This is a genomic window from Fusobacterium varium (assembly GCA_021531615.1).
In the GTDB taxonomy this organism is placed as follows: Bacteria; Fusobacteriota; Fusobacteriia; order Fusobacteriales; family Fusobacteriaceae; genus Fusobacterium_A; species Fusobacterium_A varium_C.
Genome location: JADYUE010000005.1, coordinates 1 through 23,245, shown reverse-complemented (window position 1 = coordinate 23,245; position 23,245 = coordinate 1). Strand labels below are relative to the sequence as shown.

The following is a 23,245-nucleotide window of genomic DNA, read 5'->3' as shown; positions in this document are numbered from 1 at the left end:
AGCTATAATTAAAATTAGCAGAACAAAGAATAAAACTATAAGGGGGACAGTTATGGAAAATTTAAAATTAAAAGATTTTTTAGATTACAAATTTATTTCTAATCTTGAAATTTCACCAAATGGAGCAAAAACAGGATTTATAGTACACAAGGCTGATTATGATAATAACAATTATCAATCAAACATTTGGCTTTTAGACAATACTACAAAAGAATACAGTAAATTAACTGGACTTAATGAAGAAAGATCATTTTTATGGTTAAATGATTCAACTATTTTATTCCCAGCTACTAGAGATAAAAAGATAAATGAAAAAGTAAGTCAAGGAGAAACTTGGACTTCATATTATGCTATAAAAATTAATGGTGGAGAAGCTGAAAAATATATGGATATTCCTTTGACAGTTACAGCTATAAAAGCTATAGATGAGGATAATTTCCTATTAACAGCTAAATATGATAATTATAGAACTGATATAAACTCTTTAACTGGAGAAGAGAGAGCAGAAGCAGTTAAAAAATTCCAAGAAAATAAAGATTACGAAGTATTAGATGAAATTCCTTTCTGGAGTAATGGTGGTGGATTTACAAATAAGAAAAGAAATAGAATCTATCTATATAATAGAGCAGAGAAAAAAGCTACACCTGTAACTTCAGAATTAATGGCAGTAACTTATTTCTCATATAAAGATGGAAAAATCCTTTATGTTGGAAATGAATATGAAGGAAAAATGGAACAAAGAGAGGGAATCTATTGTTATAATATAGCAAGTGGAAAAACTGAAACTTTATTACCTAAAAAAGATTTTAGAGTAAGTTTTGCTGAATTTATAGGAGATACAGTAATTTGTTCTTTAAATGATTGTAAAGAGTATGGATTAAACCAAAACCCAAGCTTCTATACTTTAAAAAATGGAGAAGCAGTTTTATTGAAAAAACATGATACTTGGATGTTAAATACAGTTGGAAGCGATTGTAAATATGGTGGTGGAAAAGGTTATAGAGTAGTAGATAATAAACTTTACTTCCCTACAACTGTAAATAAAGATGCTTTCTTAAATAGTATAGATCTTGAAGGAAATGAAGAAGTTCTTACAAAAGCAAATGGTACAGTAGATGTTTATGATGTATATGATGGAAAAATTGTTTTTGCAGGACTTAGAGGACTAAGATTACAAGAGATTTATGATGTAGTAGGAGAAGAGGAAGTTCAACTAACTAAATTTAATGAAAATGTTTACAATGATAAGAAATTAGCATTCCCAGAAAGATGTAACTTTATAAATGATGCTGGAATGGAGATTGAAGGTTGGGTACTAAAACCTACAGATTATGAAGAGGGAAAAACTTATCCAGCTATCTTAGATATTCATGGTGGACCAAAAACAGTTTATGGAGAAGTATTCTATCATGAGATGCAAGTATGGGCAAACATGGGATATTTCGTATTCTTCTGTAATCCAAGAGGTGGAGATGGAAGAGGAAATGCCTTTGCAGATATTAGAGGAAAATATGGAACTGTAGATTATGATGATCTAATGAAATTTACAGATGTAGTATTAGAAAAATATCCAATAAAAGCTGACAGAGTCGGAGTAACTGGTGGATCATATGGTGGATTTATGACAAACTGGATAATTGGACATACTGATAGATTTAGATGTGCAGCTTCTCAAAGAAGTATAGCAAACTGGATATCTAAATTTGGAACAACAGATATAGGATATTACTTTAATGCTGACCAAAATGCTTCAAGCCCTTGGATAGAACATGATAAATTATGGTGGCATTCTCCAATGAAATATGCAGATAAAGTTAAGACACCTACACTATTTATTCATTCAGAAGAGGATTATAGATGTTGGTTAGCAGAGGGAATTCAAATGTTTACTTCATTAAAATATCATGGAGTAGAAGCAAGACTTTGTATGTTTAGAGGAGAAAATCATGAACTTTCAAGAAGTGGAAAACCTAAACATAGAGTTAGAAGACTTGAAGAGATGACTAACTGGTTTGAAAAATATTTAAAAGATTAATAGAAAATATAAAAGCTCCCTAGTTTGGGAGCTTTTGTTTTAGAAATATTTAGTTGAATATTTGTAAGTTTTTCTTCTAAATGGATAGTAGATACCATAAGTTAGTATTAAATAGATTATTTCAACAACAATAATATAGTAAGGCCATTGTCCAAAATAATCTAATGGTGAAGAGAAATTAGGAATTCTATTTACATATAGATAGTTAGTTCCAAGCTTTTTATTGATAAAGAAAATAATAAAAGCAAAGATATTTAAAGTAATAAAAGAATTTATCCAACCTTTAAAAGTTGGTTTAAAGTTAAAAAATAAAATTCCATAGATTGCAGCAAATAAAAGATAAAAATGAGTGATATAAAAACTCAATGTTAAAGGATGAGGAAAAGAGTATTTTATATCAGGGGTAATCACTGCAAAGAGAGCTCCTAAGCACCAGAAATAAGTTAATTGAAATAATTTTTGTGACTTAGTTAGCATTGTTAAAATAGCAATTATTAGTGTTAAATTACACATATGTAGAGGAAGTAAAGAGTAGATAGGTTCTCCTACATATATATGTCTATAAGAAAGTTCTGCTATCTTAATCAATAAGATAACTATGGCACTAAATTGAGCAAATTTATATTTAGGAAGAAATGCTGATACCATTGTAAGTGCAAGTATCCCTAAAAAACCTCCTCCAATAAACCAAAAGTGTTCAGTACTAAAAAGTGTAAAAGTTTCCATAAACTCCTCCTAAATATTATTTGTGAAATCCTAAATCTGCTGGGTTTACATCACCAGAAACATACTCTATCTTTCCACCAATTTTTTCAAATTCTTTTCTCTTTTCTACAACTTTTTCAATTAAAGATATTGTTTTCTCGTTTAAATTTTCTTTACGATAGATTCCCTTAGACCAGAAAAATATAACAAGGTTACTATCTCCAAAAATATGTCTCTCCCCTCTTTGAATAGCTATATCCAAAGCTAAGAATAATCCTACTAACTCACCATAATTATTTGTTCGATCATGTCCTAAATGAAGATTTCCAAATTGATTAATTTTAAATTTTATACTACTTTCATCTAAAAGAGATCTTCCACTTAAATCAGTAACTCTAACTTCAACACCAATTCCTCTTCCTGTTCCAGAATCGAAATATATTCCCTCTGTCAATTGACTCTTTAATTTTTCTTTATCTACCTTTGTTTTAAAAAGTTGGTCAGATAGTTTTTTTTCATATTTAGCACCTTGTTCTAACCAATCTTTTGCTTCTTCTAAAGATGGAAAAGATTTATAACGAGCTTTTTTTCCATGTACTATGGCTTTACACTCATCCCATGTTTCACAAATACCATTTCTACTTTCATTTTCAAGAAAGTAAGCATAAAATTTTTTCTTCACAACTCCTCCAAGTAATAATCATATATCTTATATTAACCTAAATTACAAAATTTTACAATTATATTATTTATTTTTTAGTTAAAGATTATTAAAGATTAAAAATAAGAAAAAAGATGGATTGGGACTAAAAAAAATCTTGCAAAAGTTATATATTTGTGATAGAATCTCTTGAGATATTAAGAAAATTTTTGTTAGGAAGGTGAAAAATCAATGAAAAAAAATATTCATCCTCAATACAATGTTGTTACTGTAGAGTGCACTTGTGGGGAAAAATTCGAAACAAGATCAACTTATGCTAAAGGAACTGAACTTAAAGTAGCAGTATGTTCAAAATGCCACCCATTCTATACTGGAAAAGCTAAATTTATTGATGCTGCAGGAAGAGTTGACAAATTCAACAAAAGATACAACATCAACAAATAGTAGTATTAAACAGGACTTTAGAGTCCTGTTTTTTTATACCTAGATTTATCCATATTTTTATTTGGAAAAATCTAAAATATTTGATATAATATTACGAGGAAAAAAAGGAAAACAGGAGGAAAAAAATGGCAGTAATAGAAATTAATCATCCCTTGATCCAACACAAACTAACAATTTTAAGAAATTGTGGAACAGACACAAAGGCTTTTAGAGAAAATCTAAATGAGATTGCAAAACTTATGACTTATGAAGCAACAAAAGGACTAAAATTAAATGAGGTTGAAGTAACAACTCCATTGATGACAACAACTGGATATGAACTTCAAGAGAGATTAGCAATAGTACCTATTTTAAGAGCAGGACTAGGAATGATGGATGGGATTTTAGATCTAGTACCAACAGCAAAGGTAGGACATGTTGGAGTATATAGAAACGAAGAAACATTAGAGCCAGTTTACTACTATTGTAAATTACCTGTAGATATAACTTCAAGAAAAGTAATTGTAGTTGATCCTATGTTAGCAACTGGAGGATCTGCTGTTTATGCAATAGATTATCTAAAATCACAAGGAGTTAAAGATATAATATTTATGTGTCTTGTATCAGCTCCTGAAGGAATAGCAAAACTTCTTCAAAAACATCCTGATGTAGCTATTTATACAGCTAAGATAGATCAAGGATTAACAAATGAAGGATATATTTATCCAGGTCTTGGAGATTGTGGAGATAGAATATTCGGAACAAAATAGTAAAAAATTTAAGAAGAGATGGGGAAACCTATTTCTTCTTTTTTTATAAAGGAAATTATATAAAGTGTCCTAAAACTAAAGATAATAAAATTAGGTTGCTCTTTTTGTGGAAAATGGTATAATTTTGTTGAGGTGTAATCTAAAAAATGAGGGAAAAGATAACAGAAATTTTAAAAATGGATAGTTTTAGAATCATTGGAAAAAAAAGATATATTAATTCAGCTGTATTAATTGGTATAATTAATTTAGAGGGAAAAGAGTATATAATTTTTGAAAAAAGAGCCTTAAAAATAAGACAGGGAGGAGAGATATCTTTTCCTGGTGGAAAATTTGAGGAAAAAGATGGAAGCGCTAAAGAGACAGCTATTAGAGAAACTGTTGAAGAGTTGGGAATAGAAAGAGAAAAAATAGATATTATAGGTAAATATGGAACTTTAATTAATGCTTCTGGAATGTTATTGGATGTCTATGTTGGATATATTAATATAGAAAAAATAGAGGAGTTTAATTTTAATAAAGAAGAAGTAGAAAAATTAGTGGTTGTTCCTATGGAATTTTTTAAATATAATAAACCTAAGATAGAGAAAATAGGAGTAAAGAATATTCCAGAATTTTCACCTAAAGATTATAATTTGCCAGAAAGATATTATGGATCTTGGAGTGGAAATTCAAGAGAGGTATACTTTTATAATTATCAAGATGAAATTATCTGGGGAATGACAGCAGAAATAATTTTTGATTTTATAGAAGAACTTTATAAAATGGAGGTAGAAAAATGATTTTAAGTAAAGAAACAGCAGCGAAATTAATAGAAGAATTAAAATTACAAGGTAAAAAAGTTGTATTTACAAATGGTTGTTTTGACATTTTACATGTTGGACATTTGAGATATTTAAATGAAGCTAAAAAACAAGGAGATATTCTAATAGTTGGTGTCAATTCAGATAATTCAGTTAGACAGTTAAAAGGTGAAGGTAGACCAATAAATAATGAGATAGATAGAGCAGAGATGCTTTCAGGATTAAAAGCAGTGGATTTTACAGTTATTTTTGAAGAGTTAACTCCAATTGAAACATTGGAAAAATTAAAACCATCAATCCATGTTAAAGGTGGAGATTATGATAAAAATAAACTACCTGAAACAGCAACAGTTGAAAAGAATGGTGGAGAAGTAAGAATACTTTCTTTTGTAGAGGGAAAATCTACAACTAATATAGTGAAAAAAATCCAATTTAAGGATGGAGGAAATGATGAGAAAGATACTAACATTTAGTGAGTTAAATACTCTTGCTGAAAAATTAGCAGATTATTCTCAAGAAAATACAACAATAGCTTTGATAGGTGATTTAGGAACAGGAAAAACAACTTTTACTAAAACTTTTGCTAAAAAGCTAGGTGTGACAGAGAGTATAAAAAGTCCTACATTTAACTATGTTTTAGAATATTTTTCAGGGAGACTTCCATTATATCACTTTGATGTATACCGTTTAGGTGAAGCAGAGGAAATATATGAGGTAGGTTATGAAGATTATCTAAATAATGGTGGAATAGTTTTGATTGAATGGGCTGATATTATAGAAAGTGAACTTCCTAAAGAGTATATTGAGATAAAACTTTATCATCATGGAGAAGAGGATAGAGAAGTGGAGATAAGATATGTAGGAAATTTAGAGAAGGAAGAGGAGATGTTAAAGTATGTTGGTTTTAGCTATTGATACAGCTACTAAAATAGGAAGTGTAGCTCTTTATGATGATAAAACAGGAGTAATAGGAGAGATAAATCTTTATGTTAAAGTAAATCATTCAAATGTGATTATGGATGCTGTGGATTCTCTTTTTAAATTATCAGGATTGACTATAAAAGATGTAGATAGAATAGCTGTTACAATAGGACCAGGTTCATTTACAGGAATTAGAATAGGAACTGCAATAGCTAAAGGTTTAGCTTATTCATTGAAAAAGCCAATAGTAGGAGTAAATGAGTTAGATGTTTTAGCACATATGGGAGAAAATAGAGAAGATATAATTGTTCCTTTAATAGATGCAAGAAAAGAGAGAGTATATTTTTCTAAGTATAGATATATTGATAATATTTTACTTAGAGAGGAAGAGTATAAAGATGGAGAATTAAGAGAGATTTTAGATGATCTTAAAGGTAAAAAAGTTACATTTATAGGTGATGGAGCAACAGTTAATGAAAAGCTTATAAATGAGATTTTAGAAAAGGATTATACTATTTTTTCTAAAGCAAACTCTATTCCTAGAGCTGGGGTAGCTGCTCAAATTTCATTACATCTACCTGAAGATAATTTATATACGTTAGAACCTTTATATGTAAATAAATCTCAAGCTGAAAGAGAAAAAGAAGAGAGAGAAAAAAGGAAATAGTTGACATTTCTAGTATATAATTAGGAATAGTAAGTTTTTAACTAGATAATGGAGGAGAGAAGATGAAAAAGTGGGTATGTAGTATTTGTGGAATAGTATGTGAAGGAGATCATGCACCAGAAGTATGTCCAATTTGTAATGTTGGAAGTGAATATTTTTCTGAAGTAAAGTCTGAAGAGAAAAAAGTGGAAAATGTAGAAAAAGAGAAAAAACTTTCAGGAAAAGTTTGGAGATGTACAGTATGTGATGAAGTATTTCCGTATGATGAGTGTCCAGATACTTGTCCAGTTTGTGGAGTAGGAAAAGATCTATTTGAAGTGACAGAGATTCAAGAGGCTCCAGAAGAGGTAGCTGAAGGAAAAGATGAAAAGATTTTAATAATAGGAAGTGGAGTTGCAGCAGTTTCAGCAGCTGATGGAGCAAGAGGAAAAAATAGTTCAGCTGAAATTGAAATTATAGGAGAAGAACAAGCAGATCCATATTATAGAACAAAATTAACTGAATATCTTTGTGAAGATATGGAAATGGATAGATTAAAAATAAAAAAAGATAGTTGGTATGAAGATAAAAATATAAAATTAACTAAAGGAGTAAGAGTAACTTCAATAGATAATGAAAATAAAAAAGTTGTTCTTTCAAATGGAGAAGAGAGAGAATTTGATAAACTTATCTTAGCAACAGGAGCAAAATGTTTTGTTCCACCAATTAAAAACTCAAATGTATCTGGAGTTTTTGTAATAAGAAATATGGAAGATACTGAAAAAGTAAAAGAGTATGCTAAGAATTGTAAAAGAGCAGTAGTTATAGGTGGAGGAGTACTTGGATTAGAAGCTGCTTGGGGATTAAAATTATTAGGAATAGAAACATCAGTTATAGAGATGATGCAAAGAATATTACCTAAACAATTAGATGAACAAGGATCAGAAATATTAGAAGCTGCTATAGAACAAGCAGGGGTAAAAATATTTAAAGGTGTAGTTGTAAGTGCTATAGAGGGAGAAGAAAAAGTGACTTCTATTGCATTAGAAAATGGACAACATATATTAGCTGATCTAGTTATTATAAGTGCTGGAATAGCTCCAAATAAAGAGTTAGCTCAAAACTTAGGTTTAAATATAGGTAGAGGTATAGTTGTAAATGAAAAAATGGAAACTTCTATGAAGGATATTTATGCTTGTGGAGATGTGGCAGAATACAATGGAAAAATAATTGGATTGTGGCAAGTAGCTATGGAGCAAGGAAAGACTGCTGGAATAAATGCTTGTGGAGGAGAAGCTCAATATAAAGAGCAAATTCAACCATTAAATTTTGATGGAATGAATATAAAATTAATCTCTATAGGAACAATTGGAAATAGTGATAATAGTGAAGAATTTGTACAAGAGATAGATACTACAAAGAAATTGTATAAAAAACTTTATTTTGAAAATAATAAGTTAAAAGGTGCAATATTAATAGGAGATGTATCAAAAGGAATCACACTTATTAAAGGTGTAAGAGAAAATGATGATAAAAACACTATTATGAGAAAATTATATATATAAAAAGCTTGATTTTTTTTGAATAACTTTGTACAATACAAGAGATTGTATAAATTAAAAAAGGTAATATTCCATAAAAGGAGGAACATTAGTGAGTGGTTTAATAAACTTGAATGAGATTACTTTTCAAGAAAAAGTAATAGAAGGCAAGGGAAAAGTAATTGTAGACTTTTGGGCTGAATGGTGTGGTCCTTGCAAATTGTTATCTCCAATTCTAGAAGAGGTGTCAAATATACTAGATATGAAAATATATAAAGTGAATGTTGATGAAAATCCTAGTCTTGCAGGACAATTTGGAATAAAGAGCATCCCCACTATAGTTATCTTTGATGATGGAGTAAGAGTTAAAGAAGTGGTAGGACTTAGACCTAAAGAAGAGATAATTGAAAAATTAACTGTTTATTAGGAAAAAATAGAGCTGTTGCTTTTAAAGCAACAGCTTTTTTGTCTATTTTTTAGATAAAATTTATACAATTATTTTATTTTATTCTCAATTGTGATATAATTATTTAACATAACAGGCAAGAAGTCGCCCACCTCTGTAGGTGGTGTGATGAATTGCTCTATTGTTTTTAGAAAAATATGCTATAATATAGTTACAAAAAATTTTGAGGGAGGTGGACTGATGAAACAGCTAAAAGCATATAAATTTAGAATTTATCCAAGCGATGAACAAAAGATATTTTTTAGTAAAACTTTTGGTTGTGTTCGCCTTGTTTATAATCTTATGCTAAATGATAGAATTAAAGCATATGAAGAAAGTAAGGGTAACTCTGATAAAAAATTAAAATATCCTACTCCTGCAAAATATAAAAAAGAGTATGAATTTCTAAAAGAAGTTGATAGTCTTGCTCTTGCTAATGCTCAAATGAATTTAGATAAAGCATACAAAAATTTTTTTAGAGATAAATCTATTGGTTTTCCTAAGTTCAAATCTAAAAAAAATCCTGTACAAAGTTATACAACTAATAATCAAAATGGAACTGTAAACATTTTTGAAAATTGGTTAAAAATTCCTAAGTTAAAAGAATTAGTAAAAATAAAAGTGCATAGAAAAATAGAGGGTATAATAAAATCTGCTACTATTTCTTGTAATGGAAGTGGTAAGTATTTTATCTCTTTGTTATGTGAAAGTGATATTCAAGAATTACCAAAAACTAATTCAGCTATAGGAATTGATTTAGGTATAAAAGATATAGCTATTTTATCTACTGGAGAAAAAATAGAAAATCTTAAATTCAGAAAACAATTAGAAAATAAATTAAAAAGAGAACAAAGAAAATTATCAAAAAGATTTTTAATTGCTAAAAAAGAAAATAGAAAATTAAGCGAAAGTAAAAATTATCAAAAACAAAGAATTAAAGTAGCTAAAATACATGAAAAAATTATGAATATGAGGATAGATTTCTTAAATAAGTTGAGTACATATATTATTAAAAACCACGATATTATTTGTATTGAAGACTTAAATACAAAAGGATTACTTCATAATCATAAATTAGCTAAATCTATCGCTGATGTATCTTGGACTAGTTTTGTAAATAAATTGGAGTATAAAGCAAAATGGTATGGTAAAGAGATAATAAAAATTGATAGACTATATCCGTCAAGTCAAATATGCTCTGTATGTGGGCATCATGATGGCAAGAAAACTCTTGATATAAGAGAGTGGACTTGTCCAATTTGTCATGCTCATCATGATAGAGATATAAATGCAAGTAAAAATATATTGGCTGAAGGTCTAAGAATAAGACAAGCAGTCTAAAAGAAAGTATAAAGAACCGTAGGAACTACGGGGATAGCTTGGTAAATATAGTTGGCTAACAAAAGCAACTACTTCCCAAGAAGAAGTTCACACTGAGTATTTAAGGAGAAGGATTGTAGATGAGGAGAAAATTATTATTAGTAGCATCTTTTATTATAGTTTCTTTAGTTACATTTGGAATAACCACGGTTCCTATGAATGAAATAGGACAAAAAAAAGATGATAGAATAATAGGAGGAGCTGACGAAGTTGAGTTAGATCTTCTTACTGATACTATTACTTCTCAAAATGGTGTCAATTTAAAGTATGGAAACTTAAAATTAAAAGTATTTAATTTAAGAAGAGATAAAGAAGAAAATAGAGTTTATTTAAAAGATAATTTAATAGCTCAAGTAGAGCAACCTACTGGAGTTTTAAAGATAGAATCAAAAGAGGGAGATGTTTCTCTTGATGGAAATCAAGGAGTTTTTTATGATAACTTTGGATATCTAGAGATTGGAAAAGTTACAGGTGGAGAAGCTCCAAATGATAAGATCTATTTTGGAGGAAAAGTTTTTGATTACAACAATGGAAAACTTTTTATAAATAATGGTTGGATAACAACTGATTATAATGTAGCAGAAACTGGAGATCCTGATAAGGCTGGGTATCATTTCCTATCTAAAGAGATAATTGTTGAACCTGATAAGCAATTAACTTTAAAAGGAAGTGACTTCTATATGGGAAGTAGTGATATTTTTCCATTCTCACTTCCGTGGTATAGATTAAATATAAGAGAAGGATCTAAAGTTCCACTATTCCCAGAATGGGGGACAAAAGACTACTATGGTTGGCAAACTTCATGGGGATTTTTGTATGGAGATAAGGACAGTAAATTCAGAGGTGGATTTGCTCCAAAATTTGCTGATCAAATGGGACTTTTAATAGGTAGATGGGAAAACTGGTATACTACTGATAAATTTGGAACTGCTAAACTTGATATTGATGATGCTTTAGTATGGTCAAAGGCAGATAAACCAGAAGATAAAAAATCAGATGTAGAGTATGAGGAAAAACATAAAAGGTATAGAGTAAATTATACTCACGAATATAATGGAGAAAAGGGAAAATTATACTTTAATACTATAAATGCAACATATAATATGATACCTAAGTTAGATGATATCATTACTGATTATGAGGGAAATAGTTTTTTCCATAATAATAAAGTAAAAAGACCTAAATTAGATTCTAATATGACATTCTTCTCAATGAACTCTAATTTAAAAGAGCTTGGAGAAAATAAAGATATCACTTTAAAGACTAGATTAAAATTAACTGATGACAAGGAAGCTTATGCTTGGATGGTATATGATGATATAGATGATATTGATTATGGAAGCAATATAGATAATGATCTATTTTCTCAAGTATCATTATATAAGGATAATGCAAAATATAAAATTGGTGGATACTATAACTACTTATATGATATGGATCCAGGATCTACTTTAAATGATACTCAATCAAGAGCTGAAGATTTTGGGTTTGAGTTCTTTGAAAAAGAGAATAATATTGGATTTAGCTATGATGAGAAAAATGGAGATAAATTTAGAAAATTAGGACTTTGGGAACGAGATCCTAAGTTAGATTCTCTGTTGAAATTTAACACTCTTTTAGGTGGAAAGCTGTACTATAACTATAATCCAAGTATGATAAGAGAGTATAGTCAATATGATAGCAAAGACTTGAGAATCTCTTTTGGAGATTATGATCTTTATGGAGATTATAGAGTAAAAGCTGGTTTAAATGTAAATGAGTATACTAGAAAGCTTGATTTGACTAAAGATCCATTAAGAGAAAATGTTATTAATAAAGATGGCATTGCAGGAACTGGACATCTACCTAATGAAAGAAGCAAAGAATATAATAGATTTGAAAATATTATTTACCACGATTTTAGAGAAGTTAGAGGATATATAGATTTCTATGATGATACTACTAAATTCACTTTTGCATCTGGAGAGACAAAAGAGGAGTTTTGGGATAGAGATGGTATATATTACTATACACATGATTTTGAAGAGGGTTCATATAGAAAATATGTAAATGAATCAAAGTTCTATGAAGTAAGTGCAGAGCAAAATGAGATATCTTTAGGAAATTATGGAGAGTTAGCTCTATTTGGTGGAATTAGATATGATAAATATGATAAGGGATATAATCCTTATGGTAAAAATTATGCTACTGGAGAGGATTCAACTTTAAGAACTCAATTGAAATTAAACCATGTAGTAGATCTTTTTGATAATAGAGAAGATAAGGATAGAAAAATTGATTTTGCTATGAATAATGATCTGAAACTTTTCTATCAAAGATATGATTATGACTCTGGAGATATAAACTTTGGAGATACAGTTGATAAAGATAGAAAGAAAAAAGTAAGTTCAAAAGAGATTAGATTAAAAAATAAAGATAATATCTATGAAGTTAAGGACACAGTAACTACAACAGTTGGAAATACAGAAACTGTATATAATGTAGAGTATAAGAGAGCTGAAAATCCAGCTAGTACAGATAATCTAAATGGACAACTATTTAAAAATGATTTAACATTTAAAATTGATGATAAACAATCTTTAACATTAAACTATGGACAAGATAGAAGATATACAAATGAAAATATGAGAGATCATAACTACAACGATTTAACATTTATCAATTATGGAGGATCATATACATATGATAATCATAAGTTTTCATATGAAACTCAAGGTATAGATTCTAAGATTTGGGATATGAAATATGTGGATAATGCTAAGGAAAAAATTAGAGCTAATACTTATGGATATAATTATAGTTTTGACGATAATCAATTAGGAATTAGCTTTAGCCAAGGTACAGATGTTAGAGATAACTATGAAATTAATAAGAGAGAATTAGATGTAGATAATAAAATTTATAAGGTATCTTTCTTAGATGGTGGAGATGTAGAAAACTACTATGCTGTAACTTATGAAGACTATAAACATAAGGAAGATGGAGCTAAACGTAATATTGATGGAGAGATGAGAAATACAGGAAACTCTGATGTACTATCATTAACTTATGAATATAGAGATAAGAGATTTACAGATGAAGAGTTAAAAAATTATGCAGAACTTGAGTTTGATAAAGATTCAAATACACTTTCTCAAGCTGAACTTTATAGAGTAAGAGATATTTTAAGAGATAGAGAAAGAAATAGTGTAAACTTCAACTTAAATAGTATAATGTATGATAGATTTAATTCTTTAGGAGATTATAAACGTAATTTTAAAGTTTATCTAATGGCTCAAAGAAATGAAGCAAGATATGATAAAACTGGAGATTTATGGGATTCATTAGAAGAGGTAAATGCAAAGATATTCTATTCACAAAATAGATATGGTATTGGTTATGAGATAGATGATAATGCTGGATGGAATAAAGATAATAAATGGAATAAAGTTGATAGAGAGCATAAAGTAAGTCTGATGGCTAAAATAGGAAAACCAAGCCAAGGATGGAATATTAGAACATATGCTAAGTTCTATGAAAACTACAATGATAAATCTGCAGAAAATAGAAATAAAAAATCTTTAGATGGATTAGGAATTGAAATAGGAAGAGAGTTTGGATATTATCAATGGGCATTAGCTTATGAACAAGAGTATGATCTAGGAACAAGAGATTATGAATGGAGAGCAGCTCTACAATTTACATTACTTGCTTTCCCAGACAAACCAATATTTGGTCTTGGAGCTACTACTGGAGCAGATAAGAGAACAACTCCAGATACTTACCTATTTGATGGATTAAAACCAGAAGACGTAATAGATTAATTTATATAAATTAGAGGAGGAAAATATGAAAATAGAATTACCTAGTGGAGAGATAAAAGAGTTTGAAAGTGCAGTAAATATGTTTGAAATTGCTAAAAGTATTAGTAACTCTTTAGCAAAAAAATCAGTAGCTGCTAAAGTTGATGGAATAGAGATGGATATGTCAACTGTTCTTGATAGAGATGCAAAGGTAGAGTTTGTAACTGCTGATTCTGAAGAGGGAGAAGAAGTTATAAGACACTCAGCTGCTCACCTTATGGCACAAGCAGTAATTAGATTATTCCCAGGAACAAAAGTTGCAATAGGACCAGCTATAGAAAATGGATTCTACTATGACTTTGATCCAGAAGTACAATTTACTGAAGAAGATTTAGCTAAAATTGAAGCTGAAATGAAAAAAATAGTAAAAGAAAATGAAAAAATTGAAAGAATAATGATGAGCAGAGAGGAAGCTATTGAGCATTTTGAAAAACTTGGAGAAGTTTACAAAGTTGAAATAATAAAAGAGATTGCTCAAGGAGAGATGCTTTCTTTCTATAAACAAGGTGAATTTATGGATCTTTGTAGAGGACCTCATGTACCTTCTACATCTTACATAAAAGCATTTAAATTAAAATCAGTAGCTGGAGCATACTGGAGAGGAGACTCTAAAAATAAAATGCTTCAAAGAATTTATGGATTTGCATTCTCTGATGATAAGAGATTAAAAGATTATCTACACCTATTAGAAGAAGCTGAAAGAAGAGACCACAGAAAACTTGGAAGAGAACTTGATCTATTCTTTGTAAGTGAATATGGACCTGGATTCCCTATATTCCTTCCAAAAGGAATGGCAATAAGAAATACTCTTATTGATCTATGGAGAAGAGAACATACACTTGCTGGATATCAAGAAATAATGACTCCTATTATGCTAAATAAAGAGCTTTGGGAAACTTCAGGACACTGGTTTAACTACAGAGAAAATATGTATACTTCAACAATAGATGAAACTGAATTTGCTATTAAACCTATGAACTGCCCAGGAGGAATAATTACTTATAAATCTCAACTACACTCATATAAAGATTTCCCAATTAGATGTGGAGAATTAGGAACTGTTCATAGACATGAGTTTTCAGGAGCACTTCATGGACTTATGAGAGTAAGATCATTTACTCAAGACGATGCTCATATCTTTATGACTCCAGATCAAATTGAATCTGAAATTATAGGAGTAGTACAATTAATAGATAAATTCTATAGCAAACTATTTGGATTTGAATATCATATTGAGCTTTCAACAAAACCAGAAAAGGCTATTGGATCAGACGAAATTTGGGAAAAAGCAGAAGCTGCACTAGCTGGAGCTCTTGAAAAAATTGGTAAACCATATAAATTAAACCCTGGAGATGGGGCATTCTATGGACCTAAATTAGACTTCAAAATTAAAGATGCTATTGGAAGAACTTGGCAATGTGGAACTATTCAACTAGACTTCAACTTACCAGAAAGATTTGATATTACTTACATAGGTGAAGATGGAGAAAAACATAGACCAGTAATGCTACATAGAGTTGTTTATGGATCAATTGAAAGATTTATAGGTATCCTTATTGAACACTATGCAGGAGCATTCCCTCTATGGTTAGCACCTACTCAAGTAAAACTTTTAACTATCAATGATGAAGTTGTTCCTTATGCTCAAGATATCTTCAATGCTCTACAACAAAGAGGAATAAGAGTAGAATTAGATGATAGAGCAGAATCTATTGGATATAAAATAAGAGAAGCTAATGGAAAATATAAAGTTCCAGTACAAATTATCATTGGTAAAAATGAAGTTGAAAATAGAGAAGTTAATATAAGAAGATTTGGATCTCAACAACAAGAATCTATGAAATTAGATGAGTTCTTAGATAAAATTGTAGAAGATGCAAAAATAAAATTTGATAAATAATAAAAATTAATTAGAAAAAGCTATGAGCAAGATTTGTTCATAGCTTTTTTTGAATTTCTTCTAAACTTATATTAAATTATGGTATAATGTGTTAAATATAAGCTAAAAAGGAGGAAAAATTTATGATTAAAAATTTTGTTCATCTTCATCTACATACAGAATATAGCCTCCTTGATGGAGTTGGAAAAATAGACGATTATTTGGATAGAGCTATTGCTTTAAAGATGCAAGCTATAGCTATAACAGATCATGGAAATCTTTTTGGAGTACTTGAATTTTATAAAAAAGCTATGAAAAAGGGAATAAAGCCTATAATTGGTTTAGAAGCATATGTAGCAGAAAATTCAATGGAATCAAAAGAGGGAAGAAACTTTCACTTGATTTTATTAGCTGAGAATAACATAGGATATAAAAATCTTTTAAAAATAAGTTCAGAAAGCTATTTAAGAGGATTTTATTATAAACCAAGAATAGATAAAGAGTTTTTAAAAGATCACAGTGATGGGATAATTGCCCTTTCAGCATGTATGCAAGGTGAGATCTCAAGAAGAATTTTAGATAATGAACCAAAGGAAAATATAGATTTAGCAGTTAATCAGTATATAGATATTTTTGGAAAGAATAATTTCTATATTGAAGTTCAATCTAATGGTGTTAAGGGACAAAAGGAACTTAATGATAGATTATATGATGTAGCAGAAGAACACAATTTAAAAATGGTAGCTACAAATGATACACACTATGTCAATGAAGGGGAGCATACTCTACAAGATATTTTGATTTGTGTACAAACTGGAGCAAAAGTTTCAGATGAAAAGAGAATGAGAATTGAAACTGATGAACTTTTCTTGAAAAGCAGAGAGCAGATAATAGATGGTTTAGGAACAAAGTTTTTAGAAGCAGTAAATAATACAGTTGAGATAGCTGAAAGATGTAATATCAGTATAGAATTTGGAAAGTTTAAGTTTCCAGAGTATAAAATTCCTACTTGTGTTAAGAGTATAGAGGGATTTTTAAGAAAATTAGTATATATGGGATTAGATAGAAGATATCCTCACGGACTTACTAAAAATATAATAGAGAGAGCAGAATATGAACTTTCTATTATTGAGAAAATGGGGTATGCAGGATACTTTGTAGTAGTATGGGATTTTATTGACTATGCTAAGAAAAATAGGATACCAATAGGACCAGGAAGAGGATCAGCAGCAGGAAGTTTAATTGCCTATGCATTGGGAATAACTGAATTAGATCCATTAGAGTACAATCTGATTTTTGAAAGATTTTTGAATCCTGAAAGAATATCAATGCCTGATATAGATATAGATATTTGTCAAGAAAGAAGACAGGAAGTTATTGAGTATGTAATAGAAAAGTATGGAGCTGATAAAGTAGCACAGATTATTACATTTGGAACAATGAAAGCAAGGGCAGCTATAAGAGATGTTGGAAGGGTGATGGATACACCTCTTAGTAAGATAGATAATGCAGCTAAATTAGTTCCTTTTAATGCTACAATAAGCCAAACTTTAAACAGTGTAGAGGAGTTTAGAAATATTTATCTAAATGATAGTGAGATGCAAAAGGTAATAGATATCTCTGCTAAGATAGAAAATAAAGTTAGACATGCCTCTGTCCATGCAGCAGGGATAGTTATAACAAAAGATCCTCTTACAGAGCTAGTTCCTCTGTATAGTGATAATAAAAATAAGGTTGTATCAACTCAATATCAGATGAAGGAATTAGAAGATTTAGGACTTCTAAAAATGGACTTTTTAGGATTACGTAATCTTACAATTCTTCAAAGAACAATAGATTATATAAAAGATGGAACAGGAGAAGAGATTGTTTTGTCTGATATTCCTTTAAACTCTAAAAAAGTTTATGATATGTTATCAAGAGGGGATACTTCAGGGGTATTCCAAATGGAATCTCAAGGATTGAGAAAAATACTGTTGAAGTTGAAACCTGATAGATTTGAAGATATTATCGCCTTGTTGGCATTGTATAGACCAGGACCATTGGGATCTGGAATGGTAGATGATTTTATAAATGGGAAAAATGGTGTTACAGAGATAAAATACCCTCATCCATCTCTAGAAACAGTTTTAAAAGAAACTTATGGGGTTATTCTATATCAAGAGCAGGTTATGAAGATAGCCAATGTAATGGCTAATTACTCCCTTGGAGAGGCAGATCTTTTAAGAAGAGCTATGGGGAAAAAGAATGTTCAGATAATGGAAGAGAACAGGGATAAATTTGTAGAGAGATCTATAAAAAATGGATACAGTAAAGAAAAAGCTGTGGAGATGTTTGAGCTTATTGATAAATTTGCTGGGTATGGATTTAATAAGTCTCACTCAGCAGCTTATGCAATGATAGCTTACTGGACAGCATATTTTAAAGCTCACTATATGAAATACTATTATGCAGCTCTTATGACTTCTGATATGAGTCACATAGAGGATGTAGCTTATTATGTAGAAGATGCAAAGATACACAATGTAAAATTATATCTACCAAATGTAAATAAAGCTAGTTCAAAGTTTATCGTTGATAATGATGGGGTAGTATTCTCATTGGCAGCAATAAAAAATGTTGGAGAGGGAGTAGCAGATAGAATTTTACAAGAGTACAATGAAAATGGAGAGTATAAAAACTACGAAGATTTTGTAGTGAGAACTCGTAAAGATGGATTAAATAAAAAAGCTTTAGAATCTCTTATTCTAGCAGGAGCTTTAGATAGTTTGCCAGGAAATAGAAAACAGAAGTTTGAATCAGTGGATAAAGTTTTAGATTATGCTAATAGAAAATTGAAAGAGGATGATATTCAGCAGATGAACCTTTTTGGAGAGGCTAAATCTATTTTAGGAGCATTTATGCTGCCACAAATGGCTGAATATACAATAGAGGAGCTATTAACTAAAGAGAAAGAGTATTTAGGTTTCTATTTTAGTGCTCACCCTTTAGATAATTATAGAAATATAATAGATGTGTATAGATTAAATAAAATAGCAGATATTAAAGAGGAGAAAAGTCCTCGTATTTTTAAAACATATGGAATAATTAGGGATATAAAGAAGGTTGTGACTAAAAAAACAGGACAGGTAATGTGCTTATTTGAGCTAGAGGATTATTATGATAAGATTAGTTGTGTAGTATTTCCAAGGGATTATGCAGAAAATGCTCATATTTTTGTTGAAGGAAAAGCTGTATATATTGAGGGAAGTATACAGACAGATTATTTCAAAGGTAGTGAAACAAAAAAAGTTATTGTAAAAAATATAAGATTCTTAAATGAACTATGCTATGACAAAAGATTTACTGTATATATTTTAATTACTGAGGAGGATAAAGAAAAATTTAGTAGATTAAAACAGATAATTTTATCCTATCTAGGTGATACAAAATTGAGCTTTGCTATCAAGACAAAAACTACTAAAGAGGTAAAATCTACTAAATACAAGGTGTTACCTTCGAAATTATTTATAGATGAGATAATAGAATTGATAGGGGTAGACAAGATCACTATAAAGTAGTAGAATGTAATTTTGTTGAAATAAAGTAATTGTAGTGGTAAAATATATAAAAATGAGGAGGGATTATGAAGGCTGATATAAAAACTATAGAAGAGTTAATGAAAGTTTTACATGAACAAAAATTAACTGAAGTTTCATATGAAGACACAAATTTTAAAGTGACAATAAAAGGAACAGCAACTACTGAAGTAAAAAAAGAGATAAAAAGAGATCAAAAACCTGTAGAAACTAAGGAAACTATAAAGTATAAAGAAGTATTATCTGACCATATTGGAAGATATTTCTATATGAAAAAAGATGGAACTCCAATAATAGAAGTTGGACAAAAGATAAAATCAGGACAAGAGATAGGATATATTACTACAATAGGAGTAAATACAACTATCTGTTCTAATTTTTCAGGAGTAATAGAAGAAATATATATTGAAAATGGCAATCCAGTAGACTATGGAAGACCATTATTAAAAATCAGAATATAATGATCTAAACTATTTGGATTACCAGGAGGAAAAGTTATGTTTAAAAAGATACTTATAGCCAATAGAGGGGAGATAGCTGTTAGAATAATTAGAGCAGCTAAAGAATTAGGAATAAAAACAGTTGCTGTATATTCTGAGGCAGATAAAGAGAGTTTACATGTAATGTTAGCTGATGAAGCAGTTTGTATAGGAGGAATTTCAAGTACAGAATCATATTTAAAAATTCCTAATATCATAGCAGCAGCAGAAATTACAGGAGCAGATGCAATTCACCCAGGATATGGATTTTTATCTGAAAATGCTAGATTTGGAAAGATCTGTGAAATGCACAATATAGCATTTATTGGACCTAGACCAGAGTGTATTATAAAAATGGGAGATAAGGCAACAGCTAGAGCAACAGCAATAGCTAATAATGTTCCAGTAACAAATGGAACTGGAATAATCAAAAGTGTAGAAGAAGCTAAAAAAGAGGTAAATGAAAGAATAAAATACCCAGTAATGATTAAAGCCACTGCTGGTGGTGGAGGAAAGGGTATGAGAATTGCTAGAAATGATGAGGAACTTGCTGCTAATATAGTAGCTGCTCAAAATGAGGCAGAATCAGCTTTTGGAAACCCAGATGTATATATAGAAAAATTTGTTGAAGATCCAAGACATATAGAGATACAAATTATGGGAGATAAACATGGAAATGTAATCTATCTTGGAGAGAGAGATTGTTCTATTCAAAGAAGACATCAAAAACTTATTGAAGAAGCTCCATCATTCTCACTACCATACAATATTAGAAAGGCAATGGGAGAGGCAGCTGTAACATTGGCTAAAGCTATAAACTATGACTCAGCAGGAACATTAGAGTTTTTAGTTGATAAAAATAATGACTTCTTCTTTATGGAAATGAATACAAGAGTTCAAGTTGAACATACTGTAACAGAGATGGTAACAGGGCTTGATATTATAAAACTTCAAATAAAAGTTGCAGCAGGAGACAAACTAAATATAACTCAAGATGATGTTGTTTTATTTGGACATGCTATTGAGTGTAGAATAAATGCTGAAGATCCAGAAAATGATTTTTTACCATCTCCAGGAGTATTACAAAAATATATAGTTCCTGGTGGAAATGGTATAAGAGTAGATTCACACTCATATCAAGGATATGAGATAAGTCCTTACTATGATTCTATGATAGGAAAATTAATTGCCTTTGGAATTAATAGAGAGGAAGCAATAGCTAAGATGAAAAGAGCTCTTGATGAATATATAATTGAGGGAATAGAAACAACAATTCCATTCCACAAAGAAGTATTTGAAAATGAGCTATACTTAGCAGGAAAAACTTCAACAAACTTCATAGAAGAAAATTTTTCTAAAAAAAATAATTAAAAATCAATTAAATAGTAGTTTTTTTTAAGAAAATTAGATATAATAGTGTTACATAAAACTTGGAGGTGTTTTCAATGAACGAATTAGGAAATATAAGAATTTCAGATGACGTAGTAAAAACAATAGCTGCTAAAGCTGCAAGTGATGTAGAAGGTGTATATAAACTTGCTGGTGGAATGGTAGATGAAGTAAGTAAAATCCTAGGAAAGAAAAGACCAACTAATGGGGTAAAAGTAGAAGTAGGAGAAAAAGAGTGTAGCATCGAAATATTTATAATCGTAGAATATGGATATCCAATCTCTGAAGTAGCTCATGAAGTTCAAAAAGCTGTTTTAAAAGCAGTTTCTGAATTAAGTGGATTAAAAGTTGTAGAAGTAAATGTATATGTTCAAGATGTTAAAATAATATCTGAAGAAACTACTGAAGAAGTTGAAGACATACAAGAAGGATTATAATATTAAAGAGGCGTCTGAACAACGCCTCTAAATTTTATTAAAGGTGGGATTATTATGATAAATAAATTCCTTTTTTTTCTAGGTTGGGTAGGAATCTTCATCTTATCAATAACTGGTATTGTATGTACTGTGATGCCTAGTGTGATAGTGAAATTTAATCCGCTTGATTCTATTAAAACAAATGTTGTAATAGTAATAGTTTGTGTAGCTTATTTCCTATTATCAATTTTAAAATTATGTTCACTGTTTGAAAAAACAGGAGATTATGAGATAAAAACTGAAAATGGTAAGGTAACTATATCAGCTAATTCAGTAATTAGTTTTATTAAAGAGTTATTATCTAAAGATAGAGAGATAAATAATATAAAAGTTATCACTGGAAAAAAAGGTAGAAAATTTAGTATAAAAATAAAACTTGATATGTTAACTGATGGAAATGTAGCTGACAAAACTAATTCTATACAAGAATTGATAAAACAAAGATTATCTGAAAAAATGGGATTAGAAGTTGAAAAAATAGAAGTGCAAATTTCTAAAATTTCATTAAAGTCAGATAATATCAGTGAATCAACTGCTGAAGAGTAGAGGTGATACAGTGCTAGGAGAATTATTAGAAAAATTATTAGTAGCTCTTATAAATAATTGGAAAAAATATCTAGGATGTTTTTTAGGATTTGTTATAGGAGTATTGCTAGTTGAATATGGAATGTTAAAAACACTGTTTATTATCGTATTAAGTATTATAGGATATAAATTAGGGGATATTACAATTACAAAAAAAATTAAAAAATTTATATTGGAAAAGATGAAAGAAGATTAAAAATTAAAAAAGAATAGAAAGGAAAAATATGAGTAGAAGAGTAGCTAGAGAAGAATTGTTTAAATTAGTATTTGAAGGAGAAATAAAAGAAGAAAGTACTAAAGAGATATTTGACAGTTATCTAACTAGAGATGAAGCACTAAAAAATGAAAATGAAATTGCTTTCATAAAGAAATATATGGAGGGAATTACTGAAAATAACAGTGAAATTTTAGAAACTATTTCAGATAATATCACAGGTTGGAGTTTTGAAAGAATTGGAAATGTAGAGAAAGCACTTTTAAAATGTTCTGTATATGAGATTTTATTTGAAGATACTCCACGTGAAATAGTTATCAATGAGGTAGTAGAACTTGCAAAAGTTTATGGAGATGAAAAAACATCTGAATTTATAAATGGAGTTCTAGCTAAAATAGTAAACAGATAATAAAATATAAAAGTATTAAAAATATACTACATCTTAATTTTTAGTTATAAAAACTAGGGTGTAGTAT

21 protein-coding genes are annotated in these 23,245 nt (G+C 29.5%); 19 read left to right on the top strand and 2 right to left on the bottom strand.

Translation table 11 applies throughout. The annotated features are described in order from the left end of the window. Positions 1 to 52 precede the first annotated feature (52 nt). On the top strand, positions 53 to 2,035 hold the full coding sequence (locus I6E31_03535; protein ID MCF2639044.1) for a S9 family peptidase: 1,983 nt from the start codon (positions 53 to 55) through the stop codon (positions 2,033 to 2,035). 39 nt (positions 2,036 to 2,074) lie between these two features. On the opposite strand, the gene I6E31_03530 is transcribed toward I6E31_03535, so the two are convergent. Together I6E31_03530 and I6E31_03525 are read right to left on the bottom strand one after the other, a co-directional pair. Then, positions 2,075 to 2,761: a TIGR02206 family membrane protein gene (locus I6E31_03530; protein ID MCF2639043.1), complete on the bottom strand. Its 687-nt coding sequence runs from the start codon at positions 2,759 to 2,761 to the stop codon at positions 2,075 to 2,077. A gap of 16 nt (positions 2,762 to 2,777) precedes the next feature. Beyond that, positions 2,778 to 3,422, bottom strand: coding sequence for a ribonuclease H family protein (locus tag I6E31_03525; protein MCF2639042.1), 645 nt, complete (start codon positions 3,420 to 3,422; stop codon positions 2,778 to 2,780). Between the two features lie 210 nt (positions 3,423 to 3,632). Here I6E31_03525 and rpmE point away from each other — a divergent pair, with 210 nt between their 5' ends. The 18 genes from rpmE to nusB all read left to right on the top strand — a co-directional run bounded on the left by rpmE (position 3,633) and on the right by nusB (position 23,178). Then, on the top strand, positions 3,633 to 3,845 hold the full coding sequence (gene rpmE, locus I6E31_03520) for a 50S ribosomal protein L31 (GenBank protein MCF2639041.1): 213 nt from the start codon (positions 3,633 to 3,635) through the stop codon (positions 3,843 to 3,845). A gap of 125 nt (positions 3,846 to 3,970) precedes the next feature. Beyond that, positions 3,971 to 4,594: a uracil phosphoribosyltransferase gene (gene upp / locus I6E31_03515; GenBank protein ID MCF2639040.1), complete on the top strand. Its 624-nt coding sequence runs from the start codon at positions 3,971 to 3,973 to the stop codon at positions 4,592 to 4,594. A gap of 176 nt (positions 4,595 to 4,770) precedes the next feature. Continuing rightward, entirely contained in the window at positions 4,771 to 5,373 is a 603-nt protein-coding gene (locus I6E31_03510; GenBank protein ID MCF2639039.1) for a CoA pyrophosphatase, read from the top strand. Beyond that, positions 5,370 to 5,867 (top strand): D-glycero-beta-D-manno-heptose 1-phosphate adenylyltransferase, encoded by a 498-nt coding sequence (gene rfaE2 / locus I6E31_03505; GenBank protein ID MCF2639038.1) that lies wholly within the window; start codon positions 5,370 to 5,372, stop codon positions 5,865 to 5,867. The genes I6E31_03510 and rfaE2 overlap by 4 nt, the downstream gene beginning before the upstream one ends. Then, the gene (tsaE, locus tag I6E31_03500) at positions 5,845 to 6,309 is read left to right on the top strand and encodes a tRNA (adenosine(37)-N6)-threonylcarbamoyltransferase complex ATPase subunit type 1 TsaE (GenBank protein ID MCF2639037.1); all 465 of its coding nucleotides are present in this window, start codon (positions 5,845 to 5,847) and stop codon (positions 6,307 to 6,309) included. The genes rfaE2 and tsaE overlap by 23 nt, the downstream gene beginning before the upstream one ends. Continuing rightward, positions 6,290 to 6,982: a tRNA (adenosine(37)-N6)-threonylcarbamoyltransferase complex dimerization subunit type 1 TsaB gene (tsaB, locus tag I6E31_03495; GenBank protein MCF2639036.1), complete on the top strand. Its 693-nt coding sequence runs from the start codon at positions 6,290 to 6,292 to the stop codon at positions 6,980 to 6,982. Before tsaE ends, tsaB begins: the two co-directional genes overlap by 20 nt. A 62-nt stretch (positions 6,983 to 7,044) precedes the next feature. After that, positions 7,045 to 8,526: an FAD-dependent oxidoreductase gene (locus I6E31_03490; GenBank protein MCF2639035.1), complete on the top strand. Its 1,482-nt coding sequence runs from the start codon at positions 7,045 to 7,047 to the stop codon at positions 8,524 to 8,526. An 88-nt stretch (positions 8,527 to 8,614) separates the two neighbouring features. Continuing rightward, positions 8,615 to 8,929, top strand: coding sequence for a thioredoxin (gene trxA / locus I6E31_03485; protein MCF2639034.1), 315 nt, complete (start codon positions 8,615 to 8,617; stop codon positions 8,927 to 8,929). Positions 8,930 to 9,148: 219 nt separating this feature from the next. Continuing rightward, positions 9,149 to 10,288 carry a transposase gene (locus tag I6E31_03480; GenBank protein MCF2639033.1) on the top strand — a complete coding sequence of 380 codons (1,140 nt, stop codon included), beginning with the start codon at positions 9,149 to 9,151 and terminating at the stop codon, positions 10,286 to 10,288. Between the two features lie 119 nt (positions 10,289 to 10,407). After that, positions 10,408 to 14,130: a hypothetical protein gene (locus I6E31_03475; protein MCF2639032.1), complete on the top strand. Its 3,723-nt coding sequence runs from the start codon at positions 10,408 to 10,410 to the stop codon at positions 14,128 to 14,130. 25 nt (positions 14,131 to 14,155) lie between these two features. Beyond that, positions 14,156 to 16,069 (top strand): threonine--tRNA ligase, encoded by a 1,914-nt coding sequence (thrS, locus tag I6E31_03470; protein MCF2639031.1) that lies wholly within the window; start codon positions 14,156 to 14,158, stop codon positions 16,067 to 16,069. A gap of 122 nt (positions 16,070 to 16,191) precedes the next feature. After that, positions 16,192 to 19,608, top strand: coding sequence for a DNA polymerase III subunit alpha (locus I6E31_03465; GenBank protein MCF2639030.1), 3,417 nt, complete (start codon positions 16,192 to 16,194; stop codon positions 19,606 to 19,608). Positions 19,609 to 19,673: 65 nt separating this feature from the next. Then, positions 19,674 to 20,087: a hypothetical protein gene (locus I6E31_03460; protein ID MCF2639029.1), complete on the top strand. Its 414-nt coding sequence runs from the start codon at positions 19,674 to 19,676 to the stop codon at positions 20,085 to 20,087. A gap of 36 nt (positions 20,088 to 20,123) precedes the next feature. After that, entirely contained in the window at positions 20,124 to 21,476 is a 1,353-nt protein-coding gene (gene accC, locus I6E31_03455) for an acetyl-CoA carboxylase biotin carboxylase subunit (GenBank protein ID MCF2639028.1), read from the top strand. Between the two features lie 74 nt (positions 21,477 to 21,550). After that, positions 21,551 to 21,931, top strand: coding sequence for an Asp23/Gls24 family envelope stress response protein (locus tag I6E31_03450; protein MCF2639027.1), 381 nt, complete (start codon positions 21,551 to 21,553; stop codon positions 21,929 to 21,931). Between the two features lie 54 nt (positions 21,932 to 21,985). Further along, on the top strand, positions 21,986 to 22,516 hold the full coding sequence (gene amaP, locus I6E31_03445; GenBank protein ID MCF2639026.1) for an alkaline shock response membrane anchor protein AmaP: 531 nt from the start codon (positions 21,986 to 21,988) through the stop codon (positions 22,514 to 22,516). 10 nt (positions 22,517 to 22,526) lie between these two features. Then, on the top strand, positions 22,527 to 22,751 hold the full coding sequence (locus I6E31_03440) for a DUF2273 domain-containing protein (protein ID MCF2639025.1): 225 nt from the start codon (positions 22,527 to 22,529) through the stop codon (positions 22,749 to 22,751). A 28-nt stretch (positions 22,752 to 22,779) separates the two neighbouring features. After that, entirely contained in the window at positions 22,780 to 23,178 is a 399-nt protein-coding gene (nusB, locus tag I6E31_03435) for a transcription antitermination factor NusB (protein ID MCF2639024.1), read from the top strand. The last annotated feature ends 67 nt before the right edge of the window (positions 23,179 to 23,245 follow it).